Source organism: Streptomyces sp. NPDC043952 (assembly GCF_056435325.1).
Window position 1 is genome coordinate 1 of record NZ_JBWKES010000050.1, and the last position, 18,384, is coordinate 18,384.

Here is an 18,384-nt window from a genome sequence, read left to right on the forward strand (position 1 = left end):
TTCCCAGGGCTTCGGCCGAGCCACCCCACACCCCCAGATCACCAGTCCCGCAGTGATCCAATCACCCCGAAGATCATTTCGTTAGGAGTTCTTAGCAGCCGCTCTCCTCGCCCTCCAGGTGCCGCATCGCGTACGCCTGCTCTTCCGGATGTCGCGCCAGCCGTGCCATCACCCATGCCGTGCGGCCGTCCATGCCCGGGCCGAACTCAGATGCCAGGCGGCGTGCTCGCCAGGTCGTTCGAGGCGCGAGCGCCCAGCGCGCGAGTGAGAACTGTACGCGGCCGGTGCCGATCGAGGTCCCCTCTGCTGGGTCGGCACGTTTGTCCGGCGAGGAACCGGGGCTGCCCCATGTCGTGTTTGCCACGTGGCGAGTCTCGCCACGCGGTTGGCCTCGTCGGAGCTGATCAGCCCTGCGATCACCGAAAGGAGCGGCCGAGGTCCGCCGCGTTGACGAAGGCGGTGGAAGTGCCGGGAAGAGTTGCAGGCGCCCGGTGATCGTCGTGCTCAGATGGGGCGTGCTCGCGTATCGTCCGTGGGGTGATTGATGCCACCGTGGCAGCCCGAAGCGACATCCCCGACAGTGCGCTCTCAGAGTTGATCGATGCCTTCGATCTCGGAGGCGTGCGGGAGCGTCGCTATCTCGCCGATGGGCTGATGAATGCGAACTGGAGGCTGGACACGCTGGCCGGGCAGTTCGCTTTGAAGCGGGTCACGGATGTCTCGCCGGAGCGGTTGCAGCGCAATCTCCGGGTGCTGGCGGCCCTCGCCGCCGACGGAGTCCCGGTGAGTGCCGCAGTACCCACGGCCTCGGGGTCGCTGGTGGCGCAGGTCGGAGGTGGCGCCTGGTGCCTGTTCCCGTGGGTGGCCGGCTCACATGTCCGAGGTGTCGACCTCAGCCCGGCCCTGGTGAGTGCGCTGGGCGCGCACCTGGGGCGCCTGCACGTGAGCCTAAGCAGGGCTTGTGGCCGAGGGCTGCTGCCAGGGGTGCCCGAAACGATCATCGCGGACATCACCTCGCCGGAGCGAGCGGTGGAGAAGGCCGAGCGGCTGTCCGTAGCCGTACGCGACAAGGGCACCGGCAGCGACTTCGACCAAGCAGCCGCTGCTGCCTTGGACCACCGGAAGGCCCTCATCTTCAAGCACGCCGATCACCGTCCGCGATCTACGACACCTCAGGGTGACCACGGGTGGACGCATGGCGACGTGCAGTACCGCAATCTGCTCTGGGAAGACGGGGCACTTGCCGCCGTCCTGGACTGGGACCGGATCGCGGTGCGCCCGTACGCGGAAGAGGTCGTACGGACGGCGCAGGTGCAGTTTGGAGTGGGCGGGGTGTTCGACCTGGCGCGGGTGTCTGCCTTCGTCGGCGGGTATCGGTCGGTGGTGCCGCTGGAGCCGTCTGCGCTGGTGGACGGTGCTCGTCGGCTGTGGTGGAAGCGGATGACGGACTTCTGGCAGCTGGAGTTCCACTACGACCGCGGTGACTTCTCCTTCGATGAGCTGTTCACCGCGGACGAGGCGCTGCTGCACTGGTGGACTGACCGGCTGGATCAGGTCGAGGACGCGTTCGCCGCAGGGTAGATCCCGAGGCGTTCGAGGTCCGGCAGGCGGGGGCGGGTGAATGCCATCGCTCGTCGCCGCGCCTGCTCCCCCAGGGTGTGGTGGTCAGCGGTGCGTATGGCCTGCGCCCACTCTTCCACGCCGGCCTCGGCGGGAAGCACGATGCCCGCGTCGCCTATGGCTTCCGGGATGCCGCCCCGGTCGCTGCCGACGCTCGGAGTCGCGTGCAGCGCGGCTTCGATGATGACGCGGGGGAAGGCGTCTCCCACCGCGGACGGCACGAGCAGGAGGCGGTGGCTGCGGTAGAGGGGACTCATGTCGTAGACCCTGGGCACATAGGTCACGTTGGGGTAGCCGGCGAACTGCTCGGCGGTGTTCCACCAGCCTTCGACCAGAGTGAAGTGCTGTTCGGGAATGCGACGGATCAGCTGGTGCAGGAGGTCGGCGCCTTTCGGCGGGATCGGGTTGACCATGAGCACGGCATCGGTTCGCCCACGCCGGTGGTGCCCCGGCCCCGGCAGTGTGAAGGGCGGGTACAGGACGGACAGCCGCGTGCCGTCGGTCGGAGGCGCTTGCCGGAGAACGAATTCGGAGACGGCCAGACCATGGTGAGGGCTGCCGGAGAGGACCCCGAGTCCCGTCTTGGAGATCGAGTGCAGGATTCCTGCGACGAGGGCGGCGGGCCTGGCTTGAGCGGCGATGTCGGCCGCGCCTTCCTGTGAGGTGAACACCACATCCGGTCGTGCCTGGGTCAGCAGGCTCCGGAGAGCTGTCGTGATCCTCTGCTGCGGTACGGCGAGGCAGTCCACTCCGTTCCAGCTGTAGCGCAGCTCCTCCTGGGATTCCTCGTACGCGGTGTCGTGCTCGTCCAGGCAGGTCCGCATCTGGGCGGTCTGTGGGGCCTGGTCCCAGGGCGCTTGGTAGGAGCCGAGGTAGATGATGCGCCATCCGGCTGCCGCGAGTTCCTCGGCGAGGAGTTGCTGGGTGACCTCGCCTCCGCCGATGAGGAACGGCGGTGGGGTGCGTCGCCACGCGAAGAGGGCTGTGGGCATGAGTCGGTCACCTGGTCCAGTACGTGACGAGAGCCTCCACCGCATGCGCGACCGCATCGGGATTGGTGTCGGCGGGGATGACGGTCACTTCCCTCGACACGGGTGGCTGCCCTGCGGAGACGAAGTAGTCCCGAGCGTGGGCGAGGAACGCCGGCTCGTGAAGGAAGTACTCGGACTCGGCCGCCGTGTGCCCGGCCGCCTTGCGTCGCAGGGCCAGCTCTTCGGCCGGCACGTCGAGGTAGAGGGTGTGATGGGGGCGCAGGAAAGGAAGCTCCTGGAGGCGGTCGCGCAGACGGTGGTGGACGTCGTAGCCGAACAGGGCGTCCAGCGCGTGGGCGTGGGCCAGGAGAGTGTCCACCGAACGGTCCAGGAGGACGACGGGCTTGGCGCTGACGAGTGCCTTGCGCACGCGAGTGCCTTCGATGCCCATGAACGTCTCGAACGCGGCGAGCTGTTCGGCTGCGGATGCGGTGCGGGCTGGCGGGATGTCGGCGCGGCGGTCGATGTGCCGGACGTAGCAGTCCGAGACGAAGGCCCGCTCCTCGATGCCGCGCGTGCGCAGGTGGCCAATGACGGTGGACTTCCCGGCGTACGAGGGGCCTTCGAGCGCGATGATCTTCATAGAGACTCCGTCCGGTAGAAGCGTTCCGCGAACATCCCCGTGCCGCCCAGGAGGTCGGCCGCCGTGGTCCATGCGTGCCGGATCGGCCGGTACATCTTCCGGGCAGGGTGCATCTGAGAGCCGTGCATGTGCAGCACCGTGACCTTGTCGAGCACGACGTCGGTGATGTCAACCAGCTCGGGTACGAGGGCGTGGCCGGTACGCGCTCGGAAGAGGTGCTGGTCGCAGCCGGCCAGGGCGTAGGTGGCCCAGAACGCGAGGTCTTCCCAGAACCAGCGGCATCCGAGTCGTACTGCTGCCGCGTGCACGAGGAGATGGTCGGGGTGGCGGGTGACGGCGGCCGGGGCGAGGAGTTCGGCGTCGGGGTGGGCTTCGACGATCTCGCGGAGTTCGTCCGTGATCCGGTCCAGGCGGTCCTGGTCGAAGGGGTGGTACGGGGGCTCGGCGTCCTTGTGGCCGAGGAGGATCCGGTCGGCGGCCAAGGGTGCCAGGGCAGCCGCGCCTTCCCGGCTGCGCAGGTCGGATACGACGGTCTCGGTGCCGTAGGTGTCCTCCAGGGCCGGGTGGACGCTGGTCGAGCGGGTGAACACCGTGGCCACGGTGAGCGGCCGGGGATGGCCCAGGAAGGTTCCGGAGGCGGACAGGGCGAAGTCGTCGTGGTGCGGTTCGATGGCGAGCACCGGGCGGCCGGCCGGGCGCCGCATCTCGATGAAGTAGCGGTGCCCGCTGTGCGGCGCCCTGAGCTCGATGATCTGGCGGTCCTGCGCGCGGTGGCGTTCGGACAGGTGCTCGGTCCACTGGTGGTGGGCGTGCATGAGGTCGTCGGGGAAGGTGTAGATCCCCTCCGCATCCGGTACGGGCAGCGTCACGGTCATGGCGGGCTCCGGGGTCATCGGACGGTGGTCTGGTACCAGTGGCGCCACATGCGCGGGGAGTTGAGCCGCAGCCGGGCGGTGACGGGGTTCTGCCACCACAGCATCCGGAGGCTGGACCACTGGTCGTAACGGCGGGTGGAGGGGCGTACGCGCAGCTCGTCGAGGATCACGACCGGTGCGTTCTTGATGCGGCCGTGGGCCGTCAGACGGTGGAAGAACTCGACGTCCTCGCTCATGAACAGGTCGTCGCGGTATCCGCCGACCGCGCGGAATGCTGCTGCGGTGGCGAACTGGGCGACGCCCTGTGCGCCGCCGTGGTTGGTGCGGTAGTAGTCCCAGTAGGCGCACAGCAGTCGTGCGCCGAGCCGCTTGGGTGTGTAGAGGGGTGGGATGGCCCCGCCGGCGGCGCCGTCGTCCATGGCGGTGGCCGCGGCGGTGATCGCCTCCATGGGCAGGGCGACGTCGGCGTCCGTGAAGAAGAGCCTGCGGCCTTCGGCGGCAGCCGCGCCGGTGTTGCGTACCCGGCCGATGTTGCGGACGGTCTCGCCGATCACTCGGACGCCGTAGGAGGCGGCCATGTCGGCGGTGGCGTCGGTGGAGGCGTTGTCCACCACGATCACCTCTCCTCGTTCGCCGCTCGTCTCCTGCCATCGTTCGAGGGAGGCGAGGACGGTGGGGAGGTAGCGGGGCAGGTAGGTGGCTTCGTTGTGGGCTGGAATGACCACCGTCAGTCCAGGGCTGGTCATCGAGGTGTCCCTTCGCCGCGTAGCGTGCGGAAGAGGTGCGGTGTCTGACGGGTCAGGTCGGTCAGGCGGTCCGACCACAAGCGGCGGCTGGTACCGGGCGAGGCGTGGACCCAGCAGCGGGCGGTGTGAACGACCACCCAGGCTGAGAGCCGGGTGTTGTCCAGGGGCGCCGCGTAGGCGTCGAGCAGCGTGCGGCGGTCCCATGGGGTGTGGGCCGCGGTCATGACGAGGGCGTGGGCGACGTCTGCCTCCCGCCGACCCGGCGCGGCATCGGTGAAGTCGACCAGGTAGCGCGTGCCGCGCGGGCCGGAGAGGACGACGTTTTCGAAGTGGATGTCGCCGTGGCACCACACGCTGGGTGCTCGCTCCGGCGTGTCGGCGATGACGGCGAGGGCGGGGCCGATCCGGTTCAGCAGGTCGGGTGGGCAGCGGCGGGCCAGGGAGGAGACCGAGTCGAAGAACGGGCGGCGGGGCACCGTCTGCTCGACCGGTGCTCGGTGCAAGCGAGCGAGAAGGCCACCGAGGTCTTTGAGGGCTTGGGCATGTGGGATGTCACCGGAGCGCACGGTGGCACCCAGGGTGTGTCCGCCGAGGTCAGAGGTGATGAGCGCGGTGGCCCCCTCGCTGGAGATGGTGCCGCTGCCGAGCACCTGCGGGACAGGCACAGCGACACCAGCCGCACGGATGGCGGCGGCCTCGGTCAGCGCGTTGCGGCGAGCAGTGTGGTCGTACAGCTTCACGATCACGCTGTGGCCGTCGCGAAGGCCGACCCGGAACACGGCCGTCCGGGAGGCCGCCGACAAGCGCTCCGCGGTCCGGGCGGGTGTTCCGAGCAGGGTGCTGCACGCGCGGGAGACCATCGCGGGCGGCGCGCTCATCGAAGCCCCGCCGGCTCGGGATGTGCGGCGCCCAGCGCGCGGACGTGCCGCAGGGCCCGCTTCAGGACAGTGCGGTACTCCCGCACGTCGTCCGTATCGGGACAGTCCGCCTGCCAAGGTTTCTCCGGGCCGACGAAGTGGATGAGGCGGGCGGCCGGATCCGGTCGCAGGGGGCGGGTGACGACGCGGCGTACCCAGTCACTGCGTTCGAGGTACCGGCCCACCTCGAACCGGTTGTACGCGGCGTCGACCGCCCGCACGCGGCCGGCGTGGAGGAGCCACAGGTTCAGGGCGTCTTGGTCGTTGTGGAGGATGTGCTGCCGATGTCTGCCCAGGGCCTGCTCGACACCGTGGCGAATACGCGGCAGATCGGCGGTGTGAGCCCACAGGAGACCGGCGTTGTAGTAGGGGCGGTCCCTCAGACGCGGCCAGCGTTCCGCGGCGCCCGGTAGGGCCGGGCAGCGGCCGACTGCCGGGTTGAACTCGTCGCGTACGGCGCCGACCTCGCCAGGGCGGAGAGCGTCGAGCGGGGCGGTCAGGTCGCCGCGGACCAGGACGTCGGCGTCCACGTAGATCAGGTACGGGCGGCGGACGAACTCAGGAGCGAACTCGAAGCGCAGATAGGTGGTGACCGAGATGTACGAGGTGTCCACCATCCGCGCGGAGCGCAGCGGGGAGCGGCGGGCCAGGGCAAAGGAGCCGAAGCCGACCCGTTTGGCGAGGTGGGCCAGGAGCTGCACCTGGGGCGCTCCGAGGTCGAAGGTGAGGAAGCGCAGCGCTGCCGCCTTGCGGGCGCGGGGGCTGAGGCTGTCCGCCAGGGAAGTGATCGTGGCGAGGCCGGGGGTGAGGTAGTGCCGGTCGATGCAGATGCCGAATGCGTACACGGCGGGTCCGCCTTCCGGGCGTGGTCTGGGGAAGTGATCTGGTGATGAGCTGTGAGCCGTCAGCGCCCGCCCAGCGGCTGAGCTGGCAGCGAAGCGCAGGGGGGCTAGAACGCGCGGTCGGCCTCGTCCGGGCTGGTGTCCGGTTGGCTGACCGTCGGCCGCTGGCTGGTGGCGAGGTCCTGACGGTCGTTGGTAATCAGCGTGCCGAGCGTGACTGCGGCAGCGAGGTGGCCGGTGAACCACACGCCGACGCAGAACCGCTCGACGGAATCAACGGCCCCGCCACGGGGCTTGTGGCGGCTGCGCATCAGGTGGTCTTCTCTCGGCTCAGGCGGTCTGCGCGCGTCTCGATGACGTCGAGGGTGCCGGGCTCGTCCGTCTCCCACTCAGTCGTGGGGCTGCCCGACTCCGGACGCAGGACCCAGTCGGTGCCCTGCCTGATGTCGGTGACGATGGCGTGACGTCCGCTTGCGTCCTCGACCAGGTCACCGACCTCCGCCCGTGCCCGGGTCACGAGGCGGCTCCCGGCACGAGGTCGCCCCACAGCCACCAGCCCGAGGAGGCTTCGAGGAGGATGCGGCGGCGTTCGTGCTGCGCCGGCGTCTGGCGGGCCGGCGGTGACGCCGCCTCGGTGAGGAAGCCGCCCCGGTCACGGATGAGGACGCCGAGCGCAGCGAACTGACCGGCGTCTTCGGCGAGGTGGGTGATTCCGGCGACGACGATGCCGCGGATCAGACCGGAGGACAGTGCGCTCGTGACGGCCGCCCAAGCCGGGCGGGCGTCCAAGGGCGTGCTCGGGTCGTCATCGGACCAGGTGCCAGCCACATGCCAGTGCCGGGCGTCAGCGTAATGGCGTGCACGCCGCTCGGCCTCGCGGACAGCGGCCGACTCGGCCGCACAGGAGTAGACGGCGACCGGCACGTGCCCGATGCCGCCGGATGGGGATTTCGGCATGCGCTCAGCGTGCTGTCGATCCTGTGCGCGGGACAGGTACGGCTCGTGGCGGCGCCAGCAAGTCGTGTGGCGCTGGGCTGCCATGTCCCGTGCTGCTTCGCTGTCGTCCTGCGGCAGGACTGCCATGGAGCGTGGCAGTGGGCCTGATGGCGGCTTCCGGGGCTGCTACGGGGCGTGGCGGTGGGCAGTCAGCGGACGGCGAAGGGAACACCGGCTGCGTGGGCGAGCCCGCGGAGCCGCGCGACGGACACGCCGACGAGGCGAGAGATGATCACTCCGGGCAGCATTTGGTGCCGTACCCACCCCGGCGCCATGCCGCAGACCTTTTCCAGGGTGTCGGCAGCCTGGTCCCACCGACGGCACTCCACGTGCGTCAACGCCACGTCGAGGCCGTACCGGGCCCGAGTGGCGAGGGGCACCGTCTCGTCCAGCCGGATGGTGTCCATGAGCCGGAGCGCACCGCCGGTGTCGCCGAGGGCTACGGCGATGCTCATCGCCTGGGTGGCGGCGTAGAGCGGCCCGAAGGGTTGGGCATGCCGCCCACGAGCATGCTCCGCGCCGAGGCGGGCGCCGACGGCATGCGCCTGCGAGAGGTACTCCCGCGCGGTATCCGGCGAGGCGCCACCCCGGGACGCGGCTACAGCAGCGTTCGTGACGAGCTGCCCGTACACCGACAGCCGGTCCGGATCGTGCTCGGACATCTTCGGCTCGATCCGGTCGGCCTGCGCGGCGGCGAGCGTGAAGCCCTGTGCGGTCCGCCCGTCACGGAGATTCACCCACGCCGTTGTGGCGGCGAGGTGGGCATCCCGCAGATCGTCGCCGACCTGCACGGCGATCTGCCGACCGTAGGTGAGCGCCGCATAGGCCAGGTCCCGCGAACCCCACACGTTCGCGGCCATCCCGGCAGTCTGGAAGACATCAGCCAGAACGCCGGCCGCGGCCTCCCGCTCGTCGGCTTCCGCCACGTCGTATCGGGCGCGGGCTTCGGGCAGCAAAGCGCCGAGCAGCGGCCCGAGTTCGGTGTAGCGGCCCGCCCAGTAGGCCGTGTCAGCGCGCCGAACGACACTACGGAGCTCGTCAATGGTGCCCGGCTCGGTATCGGTGGGAATGCCGATCGCGGCATCGTGCGTGGCAGCGGACAGTGCGCGCAGTGCTGCGCGCTCGTCACGGTCCATGGCGCGACGGGGCGCTTGCTGGCCGAGAAGGACGGCGATGTCCGTCCCGAGGGCGGACGCGATGGACAGAAGCGAAGGAAGGGAAGCGGTGCCGCCCCGTTCCAGCTTCCGCACGACACCCACGGAAACGTTGGCGGCTTCTGCCAACTGCTCCTGTGTCATGGGGCCGCGCAGCCTCTTGATGCGTTCAGCGGTGCTGTACTCGGACCACTGCATGGCAGCAACTCCTCCCCGACCGGCCAGGCACGGACCGTACCCACTGCTTTACGACCGGCAACACCCATGGGCACCACCTGCACAGTGAGTTGGCTGGAAGTCGCCGCTAGACGGAAAGCGCGGCGCTCACGCCGAGCAGTGCCTCAAGCTCGGCCACCGTTGTGGATTCATCCGTCGCCAGGACGGTAGTGATGCCCAGGGCTTCGGCAGGTGGCAGATTCCGAGGGTGGTCATCGACGAACACGCACGCCTGCGCAGGAAGCCCGAGACGCTCCAACGTCAGCTCATAGATGGCAGGGTCGGGCTTCGCGATGCGGACCTGCTCGGAGATGACGTGCACATCGAACAGGTCCCAAATGCCTGCCTGCTCGTACGGGTTGAAGGGGTTCGTGCCGAAGCTGTTCGACAGGAGAGCGAGACGGTACCCCGCGCCCTTGGCAGCTCGGGCGAGCGCGGCCATGCGCCGAGCCGGGGGCACCGCGGCCCAGGCGCGTCCCATCAGGTTGTCCGGCGCGACATGCGCACCGAGAAGAGCCGCAGTGCGCCTGTTCCACTCCGCCTGATCGATCTCACCCCTTTCCAGCGCCGCATACAACCGCCGGCCTTCAGGGTGGTCATTGAGAGTGGCACGCCATGCTTCTGGGGGCAGCCCTTCCGACTCGCACCAAACGCGGTGCACGGAACGCGGATCAGCGGTCAACACCCCCGCGAAGTCCAGGATGAGCCCATGCTCGGCTTGACGGTCCGTGGTACCCATGGGCTGCGGCATGCGGCGTGCTCCCTCTCCCTTGGCCTCACAGAGACGCTACCGCGCACTGAGAACGCGGATGCCGCCAAGCCTTGCACTTCGTCCGACGACTCCGGCCCCACCCAGGCGTTCCATGGCCGTGCTCCAATCTGGAGGGGTGTACGCACGCCACCGGCCGGAGGTCGTTCAAGCACGCCGCCACCGGTCCGGTGCGTCACTTTGCAAGCCGCCCAATCACCCTTTCGTACTTCCGAAAAGGACCACCGGCGTGTCCGGCATGAGAGATCATCTGATGACATGAGTCAGAGTGAGTCGCATGGGTAAGCGCCAACGCCGTCGCCAGCGGGAACAGGCGAAGAAGAAGCTGACTGCCCCATCCCCGCTGATCATCGAGTTCCCACCCGGCGAGCCCCGCATTCGCGCCGTCATCAAGGCCGACTGTCCCAAGCAGGCACAGGAAGTTGCTGCCCAGTACTGGGAGATCACTGCGGAGGGCACCTGGGCCCTCACGGTGGGGAGCATTGGTGACCAGCAATGGGTTGCAGCGACGGCCACGTCCGTCTCCCACGCCGTTCTGCTCAAGTCGCTCTGTCGGAACTGTGATGAACCCATCCGAGTCACCAACCGGTCGTGGGCCGTCAAGGTCGGCGGCAAGTACTTGAACCGGCTCAACGAAAGGTACCTCTGTCCGCAGTGCAGCGACGTCCAGCGGCAGGACGAGGAACGTGAGCGCGAGCGGAGACTGCAGGCGGCGCGCGCCGAGAAGGAACGGGAGAAGCTGAAGGCCGAGGAAGAGGCGCGGACCATCGCCGAAGCCCTCGCCGACGAAGAGGCGAAGGACGGATCAACGAGCCGTCTGCCCTACGGCCGTCCGACTGCTCTCGCCCTGTACCTGGTCCTGGTCAATCACGCCGCCTACAACCCTGGCAAGCCCCTGCCCAGCATGGCCGACCTGGGCTCGCTCGGATGGACAGGCGACACAGAAAGGGACACAGAGGCCCTTCTCGATTTGTACCGTGCCCACCTGGTCGCCATCGCCTCCGAGACGCCGAGTAAGGCATTCGACGTCTCCGAGGAGGACGGCGAACTCCGCTTCTTCGGCCTGGAGGTGAAGTGGCGCCTGGTAGGCGGAAGCCCGACGGCCACAGCCAACGCGCGGGCTGTCAGGGCACACTTCATGACCGCTCCCGGCCAGGAAGCTCACGACGACCGGCAGGCACTGGCCGAGCTCGTCGACCGCATGGAGATCATCAACGTCATCTCCTACCTCGACGGGCTTCTGACCAAGAAGTACGACTACCCCGCCGTGCCTGAAGGCCGGCGCCAGGAACTGGCCGACATCGTCAGGAAGGGATTCGCGGCGGGATACACGTCGGGGCAGATGATCTGCTTCGCCTGGCGGGCAGCGGACTCGGCGGCGGCTTGGAAAGAGCGCAACGCGCACATGGGCCCGCCCGAGGCGTCCTCTGGTGCGGTCACCATCCTCAACAACAAGATCGACACCGCGATCGAGGTCCACCATGCCATCCCGGAGTACGACCCGCCGCGCTGGCACCAACAGCCGCCTGCGCTGGCAGTGCTCAGGCAGTTGAACGCTGAGGTCAAGCGAGTGCGGGACCGCTCCGTGATCAGCGCCTGCCCCCAGTGTGACCACCAGGGGCTGCGCGAGACGGACACGGGGGCCATGGTCCGCTGTATTCACACGGCGACCGTCCCTGAACAGCCTGAATCACAGGAGGATCCGGCCGCTGCCTGATCAGTGCAGAGTCGTTTGGCCAAATCGTCCGGAGGATTCCCGGTTTCGGTAACCGGGGATCCTCGGCCACCTTCCGCCTGCGCTTTTCCGGTCAGAGCCGACGGGCGGTGCCGTTCGATGTCCCGTTCGCGGGTTGTGCGGTGGGCGCCGGGGAAGGGGCGCGGTGCTTGTCTCGGGTGGTCGTGTCCTGGGGGATTTCCGGGGCGGCGGGCAGGTGGGCACTGCGGCGCAGGCGCCAGACGAGGACGTCGCTGATCGAGGTGGCGCTCTCGAGTTCTCGCCGTCGTGTGACCTCGGCGAGCAAGGTGGCCGGGTTCTGGCCGGCGTCCTCGGCGTCGGCGAGGGTGGCGGCCAGGGCGGGCCAGCCGGGTTCGGCCAGGATCTGTCCGGCCAGGTCGGGCACTGCGTGGTGCAGGACGGCCACCTGCCGGTGCTGCAGGGGTTGGGGCATGCGGCGGCCTCGCTGCCGGAGCACGTCCATGGGCTGGCTGGCGGCGGCCTGGTAGGCGGCGCGGAGGTGTTCGGCCGCCTGGCGGGCAGCCTTCGCCTGCTGGGCGTGGTGCTTCTTGGCATGCCAGTTCGCCGCGGTGATGGCGAAGAAGAAGGCCATGTCGATGAGCATGGCGGTGGCGGCGCCGTCTTCGCCGCGTCCGAGGGCCGGCCCGCTGTGGACGAGGTCGCGGGCAGCCTGGCGCAGGGCCCGGTCGTGCCCGCGTACGGCCTTGGTGTGGGAGCGGCTCGCCCGCTCGAACGCGAAGGCTGCCTCGCGGAGTTCAGCGCGGGTGTGGGCGGCGGAGGTCTTGGCGAGCGCGTCGAGGATCTCACCCGCCCCAGCGATCTGGGCCGCTGCTGCCCCGTCGTCACCGTGATCGATGATCAGTAGCGCCTGCCACGTGGCGGCGCTCGCCCGGCGCCGCGCGAACGCGGGACCCGTCACGTCTGGCAGTGCCGGCTGTTCCGCGCCGGAGCCGTCCGCCGAAGCGGCCTCCACGGGAAGCGTCCACCGCTCGCCGATGCGGGGCAGCGACAAGTCGGGTGCGAGCGTGGAGCCCGCGTAGAACACCGGCTCCTTCTCACCGTTGCGGTCGTCGGGCAGCGCAACCTTGTAGCCGAGCAGGTTGCCGGAGGGCGCGACGCGCTTGCGGATCAGCAGACCGGCGGCGGCCAGCCGGTCGAAGAACTCCTCCTCGCTGCCGGCGCCGGCGACCGCACGCCGCACGGTCTCACGCAGCTCCTCCCGCGCCGGACGCCCCCTGCCCGTGCGTTCGGCCTTGTACCGCTCCGCACTGGTGGCCCGCTTGGCGGCGGTGCCGTCCCCAGGCGCGACCTGGTGCAGGCCGAGTTCCTTTTCGATCAGCCGGCACTCGGCCTGAGCGCGTTTGCCGGAGCGGTGGTGGTCGGGGCGGCGACCGTCCTCGCGGACCAGGGTGGCGATGATGTGGATGTGATCATCCGCGTGCCGGACGGCTGCCCAGCGGCAGCCGGCCCCGTCGCCGGGATCGATGCCGGTGGCGGCGACCATACGGCGGGCGATGTCGCCCCACTGCTCGTCGGACAGGATCGGGTCGTCGGGCGCGGCGCGCACCGAGCAGTGCCAGACATGCTTGCCGGGACGCCGGTCCGCGTCGAGGAGAGACAGGGGCTGGTCGAGGAGGTGCTGGAGGTCCTTCTTCGTCGCCGAAGGGTCGCGGCCGGGGTCGGGGGCCATGCCGTCGAAGGAAGCGACCAGGTGCGGGTCGATGTGCTCCTCGTGGGTGCCCTTGCCGTACAGGTAGTGCAGGAGCCCGAGCGTGTTGCTGCCCTGCTGGTGGATCCGGGGGATCAAGCCGCCTCGCCCTCCTGCCCGTTCGCGACCCTGTCTGCTGCCCGCTGGACGGCCTGCGCGGCACGCTGCAGGTCGGCGAGGGCAGCGGCGAAGTGCGGTACGTCGACACCGGAGTTGAGGGCCTTGACGGCCTGGTTGACGTTGCTGCCCGCCCAGCCGAGCTGACGGCGCACACCGAACAGGGCCGTCAGGATGTCCCGCTCGGTGGCGATGGCCGCCGCGGTGCGGGACTGGTCGCGGGCAGCGGCCAGGGCGGAGTGGGCCAGGAACCCGGCCACGCTCATGCCGACGTGCTCGGCGCCGGACTGGATGATGGCGAGTTCTTGTTCGTTGAGGCGGACGCTGTGGGCGGGGCGCTGCTTCTTGTCACGCGGACGGGACCTCCCCTTCCTGGCCTTGCCCTTCCGGCTGGCCTTGCCTGGCTGCGGTCCGCCCTCGGTCGCAGCCTTCCCGTCCGGCGCCCCCTGGCGCAGGTCGGGCCCCGCCACCCCCGGGGCGGGGTCAGGTTCGGGCGCTCCCCCTGCGGGGGAGTGTCCGGACCTCCAACTTGCTGCGCGGTTGTCTGGGGCGATGGGAGTCTCCTGCCGGTTGGTGTGTTGGTGGTGTCGGTCGTGCATGAGTGGTTCTCCAGGGTGTGTTCGGACGTGGAGCCGAGCCGCCGGGGGCCGACCGACGGCGGACGAGGGCCGTGGCCGGAGCAATTCGGCGGCTGTGGGATGGGATCTGGCCAGGGCAACTGAGGTCGGCGCTGTCGGGTGCGGGGCTATGGCTGCAGAGAGCGCATGGGGGACCGGTCCCCACAGCGCTGCGGTACACGGTCCCCAAACGCTTGGGGACGGAGATGCGACGTTCATCGGGGACGGTCCCCTTGACAGGTCGTCACGGGGACCGTCCCGTTCCCGGCACGGTCGCGGTCCCCGAGGGAGACTGGAACGGGCTGCTGCAGGGACGGTCCCCGCCGCTGGGGACGCTCTGGGGACGGGCACGAAATGCCCTCTGAGCTGCGGTTTCCTCGGGGACCGGTACCCTCTCGGTTCCCGGTGTGCCGTCGTCACGGTCCCCGCGATGCGGTCCCTGTGCGCCACCGTCCCCGCCATGAGGTGATCGTGATCGCGGGGACAGTCGGGTACCGAGGTTCGGTTCCCGATCTTCGCGGGTTCGGTCTCCGGGACGTGGTCGTCTAGATGTCCTCGCCGATCGCGTGCGGCTCGTCCGGGACCGATCGGTCGTGGGACGGCGCAGCTGCCGCGAGGAGCGAGGCGGGCTGCGTCATGCAACCCGCCGTCGGTCCAGCCGGGCAGTGGCGACATCGATGCGCGACGGGTGGGGAGTCGCCCGTATGGTGTTGCCCCTGACGGTGCCGTCAGGGTTCGTCCGCCGTCGACGGCACGGGGCACCCGCAGGTGCCTGGCACCACCCGCATCGGACGCTGAGCACGTCGGGGCCGCCGCTGGGGCCGGCGTCCTCACGCGCAGCGCGGGTCGGACGGTAGCGGGCCAGCTCGGCGCGGACGACCGGCGGGATGCACGACCCGATCTCGCGCAGGCGCTCCGCGACGTCGCGGGACCGGCCACCGCTGGTGATCTGCCGGTGCGTCGAGGGGGCGGCCAGACTGGCGGCGACAGTGTTGCGGGATCGGAGCAGCTCGGCTCGCCAGGCGGCCGGATCGTCCGGGTCGGCAGCCGGGGTGGGGTCGGTGTGCCGGTCGAGACGGTCGCGTCGGTGGGCACGCCACCTGCGGGCGACGTCCACCGGGAGGATCGGGTACGGCGAGTCGAGGATGTGGGACCGTATCGCCTCGCGGACGTCCCAGCCGTGGGCGGTGGCGAAGGGCACGTCGTCGAGCAACTCCTGCCACTGCGCGATCTGGTCACGGGCCTCGCCCGGGCCGGTGCGGATGGTGCGGGGGTCCAGGCGGCCGATGTAGGCGAGGATGGCGGCGATTTCGTTGCGCTCCAGGGGTGGTTGCTCCTTACGATCCGGTCGGTTCGTCGAGGGCGGCGAGCAGGGCGGCCATGTGCGCTTCGGAGCGCGTCATGCCGGTGGTCGAGGTGGGCGTGCCGCCGGGCAGGGCGTAGAGGTTGGGGCGTCCGGCGGCGGGGGTACGCTCGCGGGCGATCCACGCGCGCCAGTCGGCAGCCCAGGCTGCAGCGGTGCGGGGATCCCAGGTGGCCCGGTAGGTGCGCCACTTCGCGTCGGCGGCGTGCAGGGCATGCTCGCCGAGTCGGGCGAGGTGGCCGTGGTCCTGCAGCCAGGCCCGGGCGTCGATGTCGATCCGCCAGTCGGTAGCTGGGATGAGCGGGGCAGGGCTGCTGCTGTTACTACCGTTCACCTTCGGTTCTCTTCTGTTCTGGGGGTCGAAATCCGCACCCCCTGAGGGCCTGAATCCGACCCCCCTGGGGGTCACATTCCGTACCGGGGGATCAGATTCCGGCCCCCCGTCGAAGCCGTCGGCAGGGTCGGATTCCGGTCCCCCGGGGGGCGGATTTTGACCCCCTGGGAGGGTCAGATCCTGATCCCCCTCGGCAGCCTGTTCGGCGAGGAACCGGGCAGCGTCCGGCAGGTGGTAATACGTCTCTCCCCGTGGTCCCTTGCGTCCGGGCAGCGGCACCAGCTCCCCGCCGGCGATCAGCTTGGCCAGTGCCTCCCGCACCGCGGTGCGGGAGGCGTTCGCGCGCTTCATGAGGGTGGGCACGGACGCGTACGCGATGCAGCGACGGTCGATGCACCGGTCGGCGATCAGAGCGAGGACCAAGCGGGCGGTGCCTTTGCTGTGGCTGTGGTTCCACACCCATTCGCGGGCGTCGTGGCTCATGAGGCGGCGGCTCCTAGGTGAGGACGGTGAGGTGCGGGCGGCCCTTGGCGGGCGGTGTACAGGGAGGGGGGTGGCGCACAGCCCCGGCCCGAAGGAGCGGGGGAGCGCTGGTGGCGTCGTATGGCCAAGACAGCCACACCCATGCCGCACAAGTCCAGCATTCCGCCGGGAAATCAGACAGCTGACGGCGAACGCTTACGGCGAGCGAGGGACCAAAACTATAAACCCGAATCGGCGGTTGCCGAAATAATGCTCCGTCAGATGAAGCCAGAAGCATCACATCGAGAACCGTTGACTCCCGCTGCGAGCGCAAGCTACAACACAACACCTCACGTCAGAGCATGTCTCCGGGCTGGCGAAGATACCGCCAACCGGATGCTCGAAACCCAGCCCGTAGGTAGGTCCCGGCCGCTGCGCCGGGCGCAACATAGCCGACGATCGCCGGTTAACCAAACCGGCGATCCGGAGCTACAAATGGAGCTATGGCTGCACGATCCGTGGAAATCGGTCCGGCCGGAATACGGACCGCTCGCACCATCGAAATCCTCCGCACCGAACGCGGCCTCGCCCAGCGCGAGCTCGCCGCCCGCGTCTCCGCTTTCGGCCGTCCGATGACCAACACGATGCTGTCCCGCATCGAACGCGCCCAACGCCGCTGCGACATCGACGACGTCGTCGCCCTCGCCCAGGCCCTCCGGGTCTCGTCCCTGGCACTTCTCCACGGGGTTCAAGCCGCGTAGGCCCGCCTGCCACTGGCCCGGACTGCTGCCGCCCCGAACCGCTTCCCCGAGTAAAGGACGCTTCGCCCTTGCGCCGACCTGCAATACCCCCTGCCCGCTCCCGCTCTCAGTGCACCGCGAAGGAGGTGATTGTGAATGGCTGACCGCCTCCTGACCGTGGCCGAGGCCGGCGAGCTGCTCGGCACGGGCGAGCGCTTCGTCCGCCGCCTCATCGCCGAGCGCCGTATCCGCTACGTCAAGCTCGGCCGCCCGGTGCGCATCCCCGAGAGCGCGGTCGCCGAGTACGTCGAAGCGCGCACCGTCGAGCCGGTCCGCCGCAGCCGTGCCCGCTACGGGAAGGCGGCCTGATGGCGGGACGCAAGCCGCAGCGGCGGCGCGAGTTCGGTACGGTCCGCAAGCTCCCCTCGGGCCGGTGGCAGGCCCGCTACATCGGACCGGACGGCCAGCGGTACACCGCACCGGAGACGTTCGAGACCAGGTCCGACGCCCAGGACTGGCTCAACCTCGTCCGGGCCGACATCGAGCGCAACACCTGGCACAACCCGGATGCCGGCGCGCTCAACTTCAAGAAATACGCATTGCGTTGGGTGGAGGAGCGCGGCCTGGCCGCGACCACGGTCGACCGGTACGGAGGTCTGCTGCGCGGGCACATCCTGCCGACCTTCGGCGGCAAGGACCTGGACGAGATCACCCCGCCCTCCGTCCGCACGTGGCGAGCCGAACGCCTCAAAGCGACCGGTTCCACCACGGTTGCCAAGTCGTACCGCCTGCTGAAGGGCATCCTGCAGACGGCGGTCGACGACGACCTCCTGCGCACCAACCCGTGCCGTATCAAGGGCGCGGGCAAGGAGGAGGCCGACGAGCGTCCCACGGCCACCATCGCGCAGGTCTTCGACCTCGCCGACGCCATAGGCCCGCGCTGGCGCCTGATGGTCCTGCTCGGCGCCTTCGCCTCCCTCCGCCCGGAGGAACTGGCCGAGCTGCGCCGTCACAGTGTCGATCTCGACGAATGCTCTCTGCGGATCACGCAGGCGTCCCCGGAGCTGACGAACGGCCGTCGAGTCACAGGCGACCCCAAGTCCCGCGCGGGCAAACGCACCGTGTACCTGCCCGACTTCCTGCTCCCGGAGCTCCGCCGCCACCTGCAGTGGTTCGCCGAGAAGGAACGGGACGGCCTGATCTTCGTCGGTGAGAAGGGCGCCCCATTTCGCCGCTCGACCTTCGGCCGCAAGTGGCGCAAGGCTCGCACCAACGTCGGCATGCCGGACAACTTCCGCTTCTACGACCTCCGCCACACCGGCAACACCCTCGCCGCCGACACCGGCGCCAAGCTGAAGGACCTCATGGTCCGCGCCGGCCAGTCCTCGGAGCGCGCCCAGCTGATCTACCAGCACTCGACGGCGAAGCACCAGCGCAAGCTGGCACAGGGCATCGACGCCGAGGTATGCGCGAGGCTCCGCGACGCTCCGCCAGGTGAGCAGCGAAGCACTCGCGAGGCATGAGCCTCCTGTCCTCGCTCCGGGGGCCGGCTGAAAAGG

General features: G+C 69.7%; 20 protein-coding genes. 5 read left to right on the forward strand and 15 right to left on the reverse strand.

Annotated elements, in window-relative coordinates; translation table 11 throughout:
• Nucleotides 1-537: 537 nt before the first annotated feature.
• A complete protein-coding gene (locus AC069R_RS32070) occupies nt 538-1,581 on the forward strand; it encodes a phosphotransferase (RefSeq protein ID WP_478770231.1) in 1,044 nt (347 codons plus the stop codon).
• On the opposite strand, the gene AC069R_RS32075 is transcribed toward AC069R_RS32070, so the two are convergent.
• The 11 genes from AC069R_RS32075 to AC069R_RS32125 all read right to left on the reverse strand — a co-directional run bounded on the left by AC069R_RS32075 (nt 1,551) and on the right by AC069R_RS32125 (nt 9,731).
• Nucleotides 1,551-2,612 (reverse strand): glycosyltransferase family 4 protein, encoded by a 1,062-nt coding sequence (locus tag AC069R_RS32075; RefSeq protein WP_478770232.1) that lies wholly within the window; start codon nt 2,610-2,612, stop codon nt 1,551-1,553. The two genes, AC069R_RS32070 and AC069R_RS32075, sit on opposite strands and share 31 nt — an antisense overlap.
• A gap of 7 nt (nt 2,613-2,619) precedes the next feature.
• Nucleotides 2,620-3,234, reverse strand: coding sequence for a hypothetical protein (locus AC069R_RS32080; RefSeq protein WP_359745837.1), 615 nt, complete (start codon nt 3,232-3,234; stop codon nt 2,620-2,622).
• Complete coding sequence (locus tag AC069R_RS32085; RefSeq protein WP_478770233.1) at nt 3,231-4,109, reverse strand: PIG-L deacetylase family protein; 879 nt, start codon at nt 4,107-4,109, stop codon at nt 3,231-3,233. The genes AC069R_RS32080 and AC069R_RS32085 overlap by 4 nt, the downstream gene beginning before the upstream one ends.
• Before the next feature lie 14 nt (nt 4,110-4,123).
• Nucleotides 4,124-4,855 (reverse strand): glycosyltransferase, encoded by a 732-nt coding sequence (locus AC069R_RS32090; RefSeq protein ID WP_478770234.1) that lies wholly within the window; start codon nt 4,853-4,855, stop codon nt 4,124-4,126.
• Nucleotides 4,852-5,733: a phosphotransferase family protein gene (locus tag AC069R_RS32095; RefSeq protein WP_478770235.1), complete on the reverse strand. Its 882-nt coding sequence runs from the start codon at nt 5,731-5,733 to the stop codon at nt 4,852-4,854. Before AC069R_RS32095 ends, AC069R_RS32090 begins: the two co-directional genes overlap by 4 nt.
• Complete coding sequence (locus AC069R_RS32100; RefSeq protein ID WP_478770236.1) at nt 5,730-6,617, reverse strand: glycosyltransferase family 8 protein; 888 nt, start codon at nt 6,615-6,617, stop codon at nt 5,730-5,732. Before AC069R_RS32100 ends, AC069R_RS32095 begins: the two co-directional genes overlap by 4 nt.
• Nucleotides 6,618-6,721: 104 nt before the next feature.
• Nucleotides 6,722-6,925 carry a hypothetical protein gene (locus AC069R_RS32105; RefSeq protein WP_478770237.1) on the reverse strand — a complete coding sequence of 68 codons (204 nt, stop codon included), beginning with the start codon at nt 6,923-6,925 and terminating at the stop codon, nt 6,722-6,724.
• Nucleotides 6,925-7,131 (reverse strand): hypothetical protein, encoded by a 207-nt coding sequence (locus AC069R_RS32110; RefSeq protein ID WP_365736174.1) that lies wholly within the window; start codon nt 7,129-7,131, stop codon nt 6,925-6,927. The genes AC069R_RS32105 and AC069R_RS32110 overlap by 1 nt, the downstream gene beginning before the upstream one ends.
• Nucleotides 7,128-7,571 (reverse strand): recombinase family protein, encoded by a 444-nt coding sequence (locus AC069R_RS32115; RefSeq protein ID WP_478770238.1) that lies wholly within the window; start codon nt 7,569-7,571, stop codon nt 7,128-7,130. Before AC069R_RS32115 ends, AC069R_RS32110 begins: the two co-directional genes overlap by 4 nt.
• A 188-nt stretch (nt 7,572-7,759) precedes the next feature.
• Nucleotides 7,760-8,962, reverse strand: a complete 1,203-nt coding sequence (locus AC069R_RS32120) for a helix-turn-helix domain-containing protein (RefSeq protein ID WP_478770239.1) — start codon at nt 8,960-8,962, stop codon at nt 7,760-7,762.
• 106 nt (nt 8,963-9,068) lie between these two features.
• Nucleotides 9,069-9,731, reverse strand: a complete 663-nt coding sequence (locus AC069R_RS32125; RefSeq protein ID WP_478770240.1) for an HAD-IA family hydrolase — start codon at nt 9,729-9,731, stop codon at nt 9,069-9,071.
• A gap of 295 nt (nt 9,732-10,026) precedes the next feature.
• Here AC069R_RS32125 and AC069R_RS32130 point away from each other — a divergent pair, with 295 nt between their 5' ends.
• The gene (locus tag AC069R_RS32130) at nt 10,027-11,466 is read left to right on the forward strand and encodes a hypothetical protein (RefSeq protein WP_478770241.1); all 1,440 of its coding nucleotides are present in this window, start codon (nt 10,027-10,029) and stop codon (nt 11,464-11,466) included.
• A gap of 91 nt (nt 11,467-11,557) precedes the next feature.
• Here AC069R_RS32130 and AC069R_RS32135 read toward each other — a convergent pair whose 3' ends face one another.
• The 4 genes from AC069R_RS32135 to AC069R_RS32150 form a co-directional block, all read right to left on the reverse strand.
• Nucleotides 11,558-13,291 (reverse strand): relaxase/mobilization nuclease domain-containing protein, encoded by a 1,734-nt coding sequence (locus tag AC069R_RS32135; RefSeq protein ID WP_478770242.1) that lies wholly within the window; start codon nt 13,289-13,291, stop codon nt 11,558-11,560.
• Nucleotides 13,288-13,779 (reverse strand): mobilization protein, encoded by a 492-nt coding sequence (locus AC069R_RS32140; protein WP_478770243.1) that lies wholly within the window; start codon nt 13,777-13,779, stop codon nt 13,288-13,290. Before AC069R_RS32140 ends, AC069R_RS32135 begins: the two co-directional genes overlap by 4 nt.
• A 781-nt stretch (nt 13,780-14,560) precedes the next feature.
• Nucleotides 14,561-15,250: a zinc finger domain-containing protein gene (locus tag AC069R_RS32145; RefSeq protein WP_478770262.1), complete on the reverse strand. Its 690-nt coding sequence runs from the start codon at nt 15,248-15,250 to the stop codon at nt 14,561-14,563.
• Between the two features lie 13 nt (nt 15,251-15,263).
• A complete protein-coding gene (locus AC069R_RS32150) occupies nt 15,264-16,106 on the reverse strand; it encodes a helix-turn-helix domain-containing protein (RefSeq protein ID WP_478770244.1) in 843 nt (280 codons plus the stop codon).
• A gap of 482 nt (nt 16,107-16,588) precedes the next feature.
• Here AC069R_RS32150 and AC069R_RS32155 point away from each other — a divergent pair, with 482 nt between their 5' ends.
• The 3 genes from AC069R_RS32155 to AC069R_RS32165 all read left to right on the forward strand — a co-directional run bounded on the left by AC069R_RS32155 (nt 16,589) and on the right by AC069R_RS32165 (nt 18,348).
• The gene (locus AC069R_RS32155) at nt 16,589-16,846 is read left to right on the forward strand and encodes a helix-turn-helix domain-containing protein (RefSeq protein WP_478770245.1); all 258 of its coding nucleotides are present in this window, start codon (nt 16,589-16,591) and stop codon (nt 16,844-16,846) included.
• Nucleotides 16,847-16,981: 135 nt separating this feature from the next.
• Nucleotides 16,982-17,194, forward strand: a complete 213-nt coding sequence (locus AC069R_RS32160) for a helix-turn-helix domain-containing protein (protein ID WP_249836078.1) — start codon at nt 16,982-16,984, stop codon at nt 17,192-17,194.
• Entirely contained in the window at nt 17,194-18,348 is a 1,155-nt protein-coding gene (locus tag AC069R_RS32165; RefSeq protein WP_478770246.1) for a tyrosine-type recombinase/integrase, read from the forward strand. Before AC069R_RS32160 ends, AC069R_RS32165 begins: the two co-directional genes overlap by 1 nt.
• Nucleotides 18,349-18,384: the final 36 nt, after the last annotated feature.

Bases quoted from the DNA above. Each gene is read 5' to 3' on its own strand.
- AC069R_RS32075 (WP_478770232.1), bottom strand. From the start codon at position 2,612: ATGCCCACAGCCCTCTTCGCGTGGCGACGCACCCCACCGCCGTTCCTC.
- AC069R_RS32080 (WP_359745837.1), bottom strand. From the start codon at position 3,234: ATGAAGATCATCGCGCTCGAAGGCCCCTCGTACGCCGGGAAGTCCACC.
- AC069R_RS32085 (WP_478770233.1), bottom strand. From the start codon at position 4,109: ATGACCGTGACGCTGCCCGTACCGGATGCGGAGGGGATCTACACCTTC.
- AC069R_RS32090 (WP_478770234.1), bottom strand. From the start codon at position 4,855: ATGACCAGCCCTGGACTGACGGTGGTCATTCCAGCCCACAACGAAGCC.
- AC069R_RS32095 (WP_478770235.1), bottom strand. From the start codon at position 5,733: ATGAGCGCGCCGCCCGCGATGGTCTCCCGCGCGTGCAGCACCCTGCTC.
- AC069R_RS32105 (WP_478770237.1), bottom strand. From the start codon at position 6,925: ATGCGCAGCCGCCACAAGCCCCGTGGCGGGGCCGTTGATTCCGTCGAG.
- AC069R_RS32115 (WP_478770238.1), bottom strand. From the start codon at position 7,571: ATGCCGAAATCCCCATCCGGCGGCATCGGGCACGTGCCGGTCGCCGTC.
- AC069R_RS32120 (WP_478770239.1), bottom strand. From the start codon at position 8,962: ATGCAGTGGTCCGAGTACAGCACCGCTGAACGCATCAAGAGGCTGCGC.
- AC069R_RS32125 (WP_478770240.1), bottom strand. From the start codon at position 9,731: ATGCCGCAGCCCATGGGTACCACGGACCGTCAAGCCGAGCATGGGCTC.
- AC069R_RS32130 (WP_478770241.1), top strand. From the start codon at position 10,027: ATGGGTAAGCGCCAACGCCGTCGCCAGCGGGAACAGGCGAAGAAGAAG.
- AC069R_RS32150 (WP_478770244.1), bottom strand. From the start codon at position 16,106: ATGAGCCACGACGCCCGCGAATGGGTGTGGAACCACAGCCACAGCAAA.
- AC069R_RS32155 (WP_478770245.1), top strand. From the start codon at position 16,589: ATGGCTGCACGATCCGTGGAAATCGGTCCGGCCGGAATACGGACCGCT.
- AC069R_RS32160 (WP_249836078.1), top strand. From the start codon at position 16,982: ATGGCTGACCGCCTCCTGACCGTGGCCGAGGCCGGCGAGCTGCTCGGC.
- AC069R_RS32165 (WP_478770246.1), top strand. From the start codon at position 17,194: ATGGCGGGACGCAAGCCGCAGCGGCGGCGCGAGTTCGGTACGGTCCGC.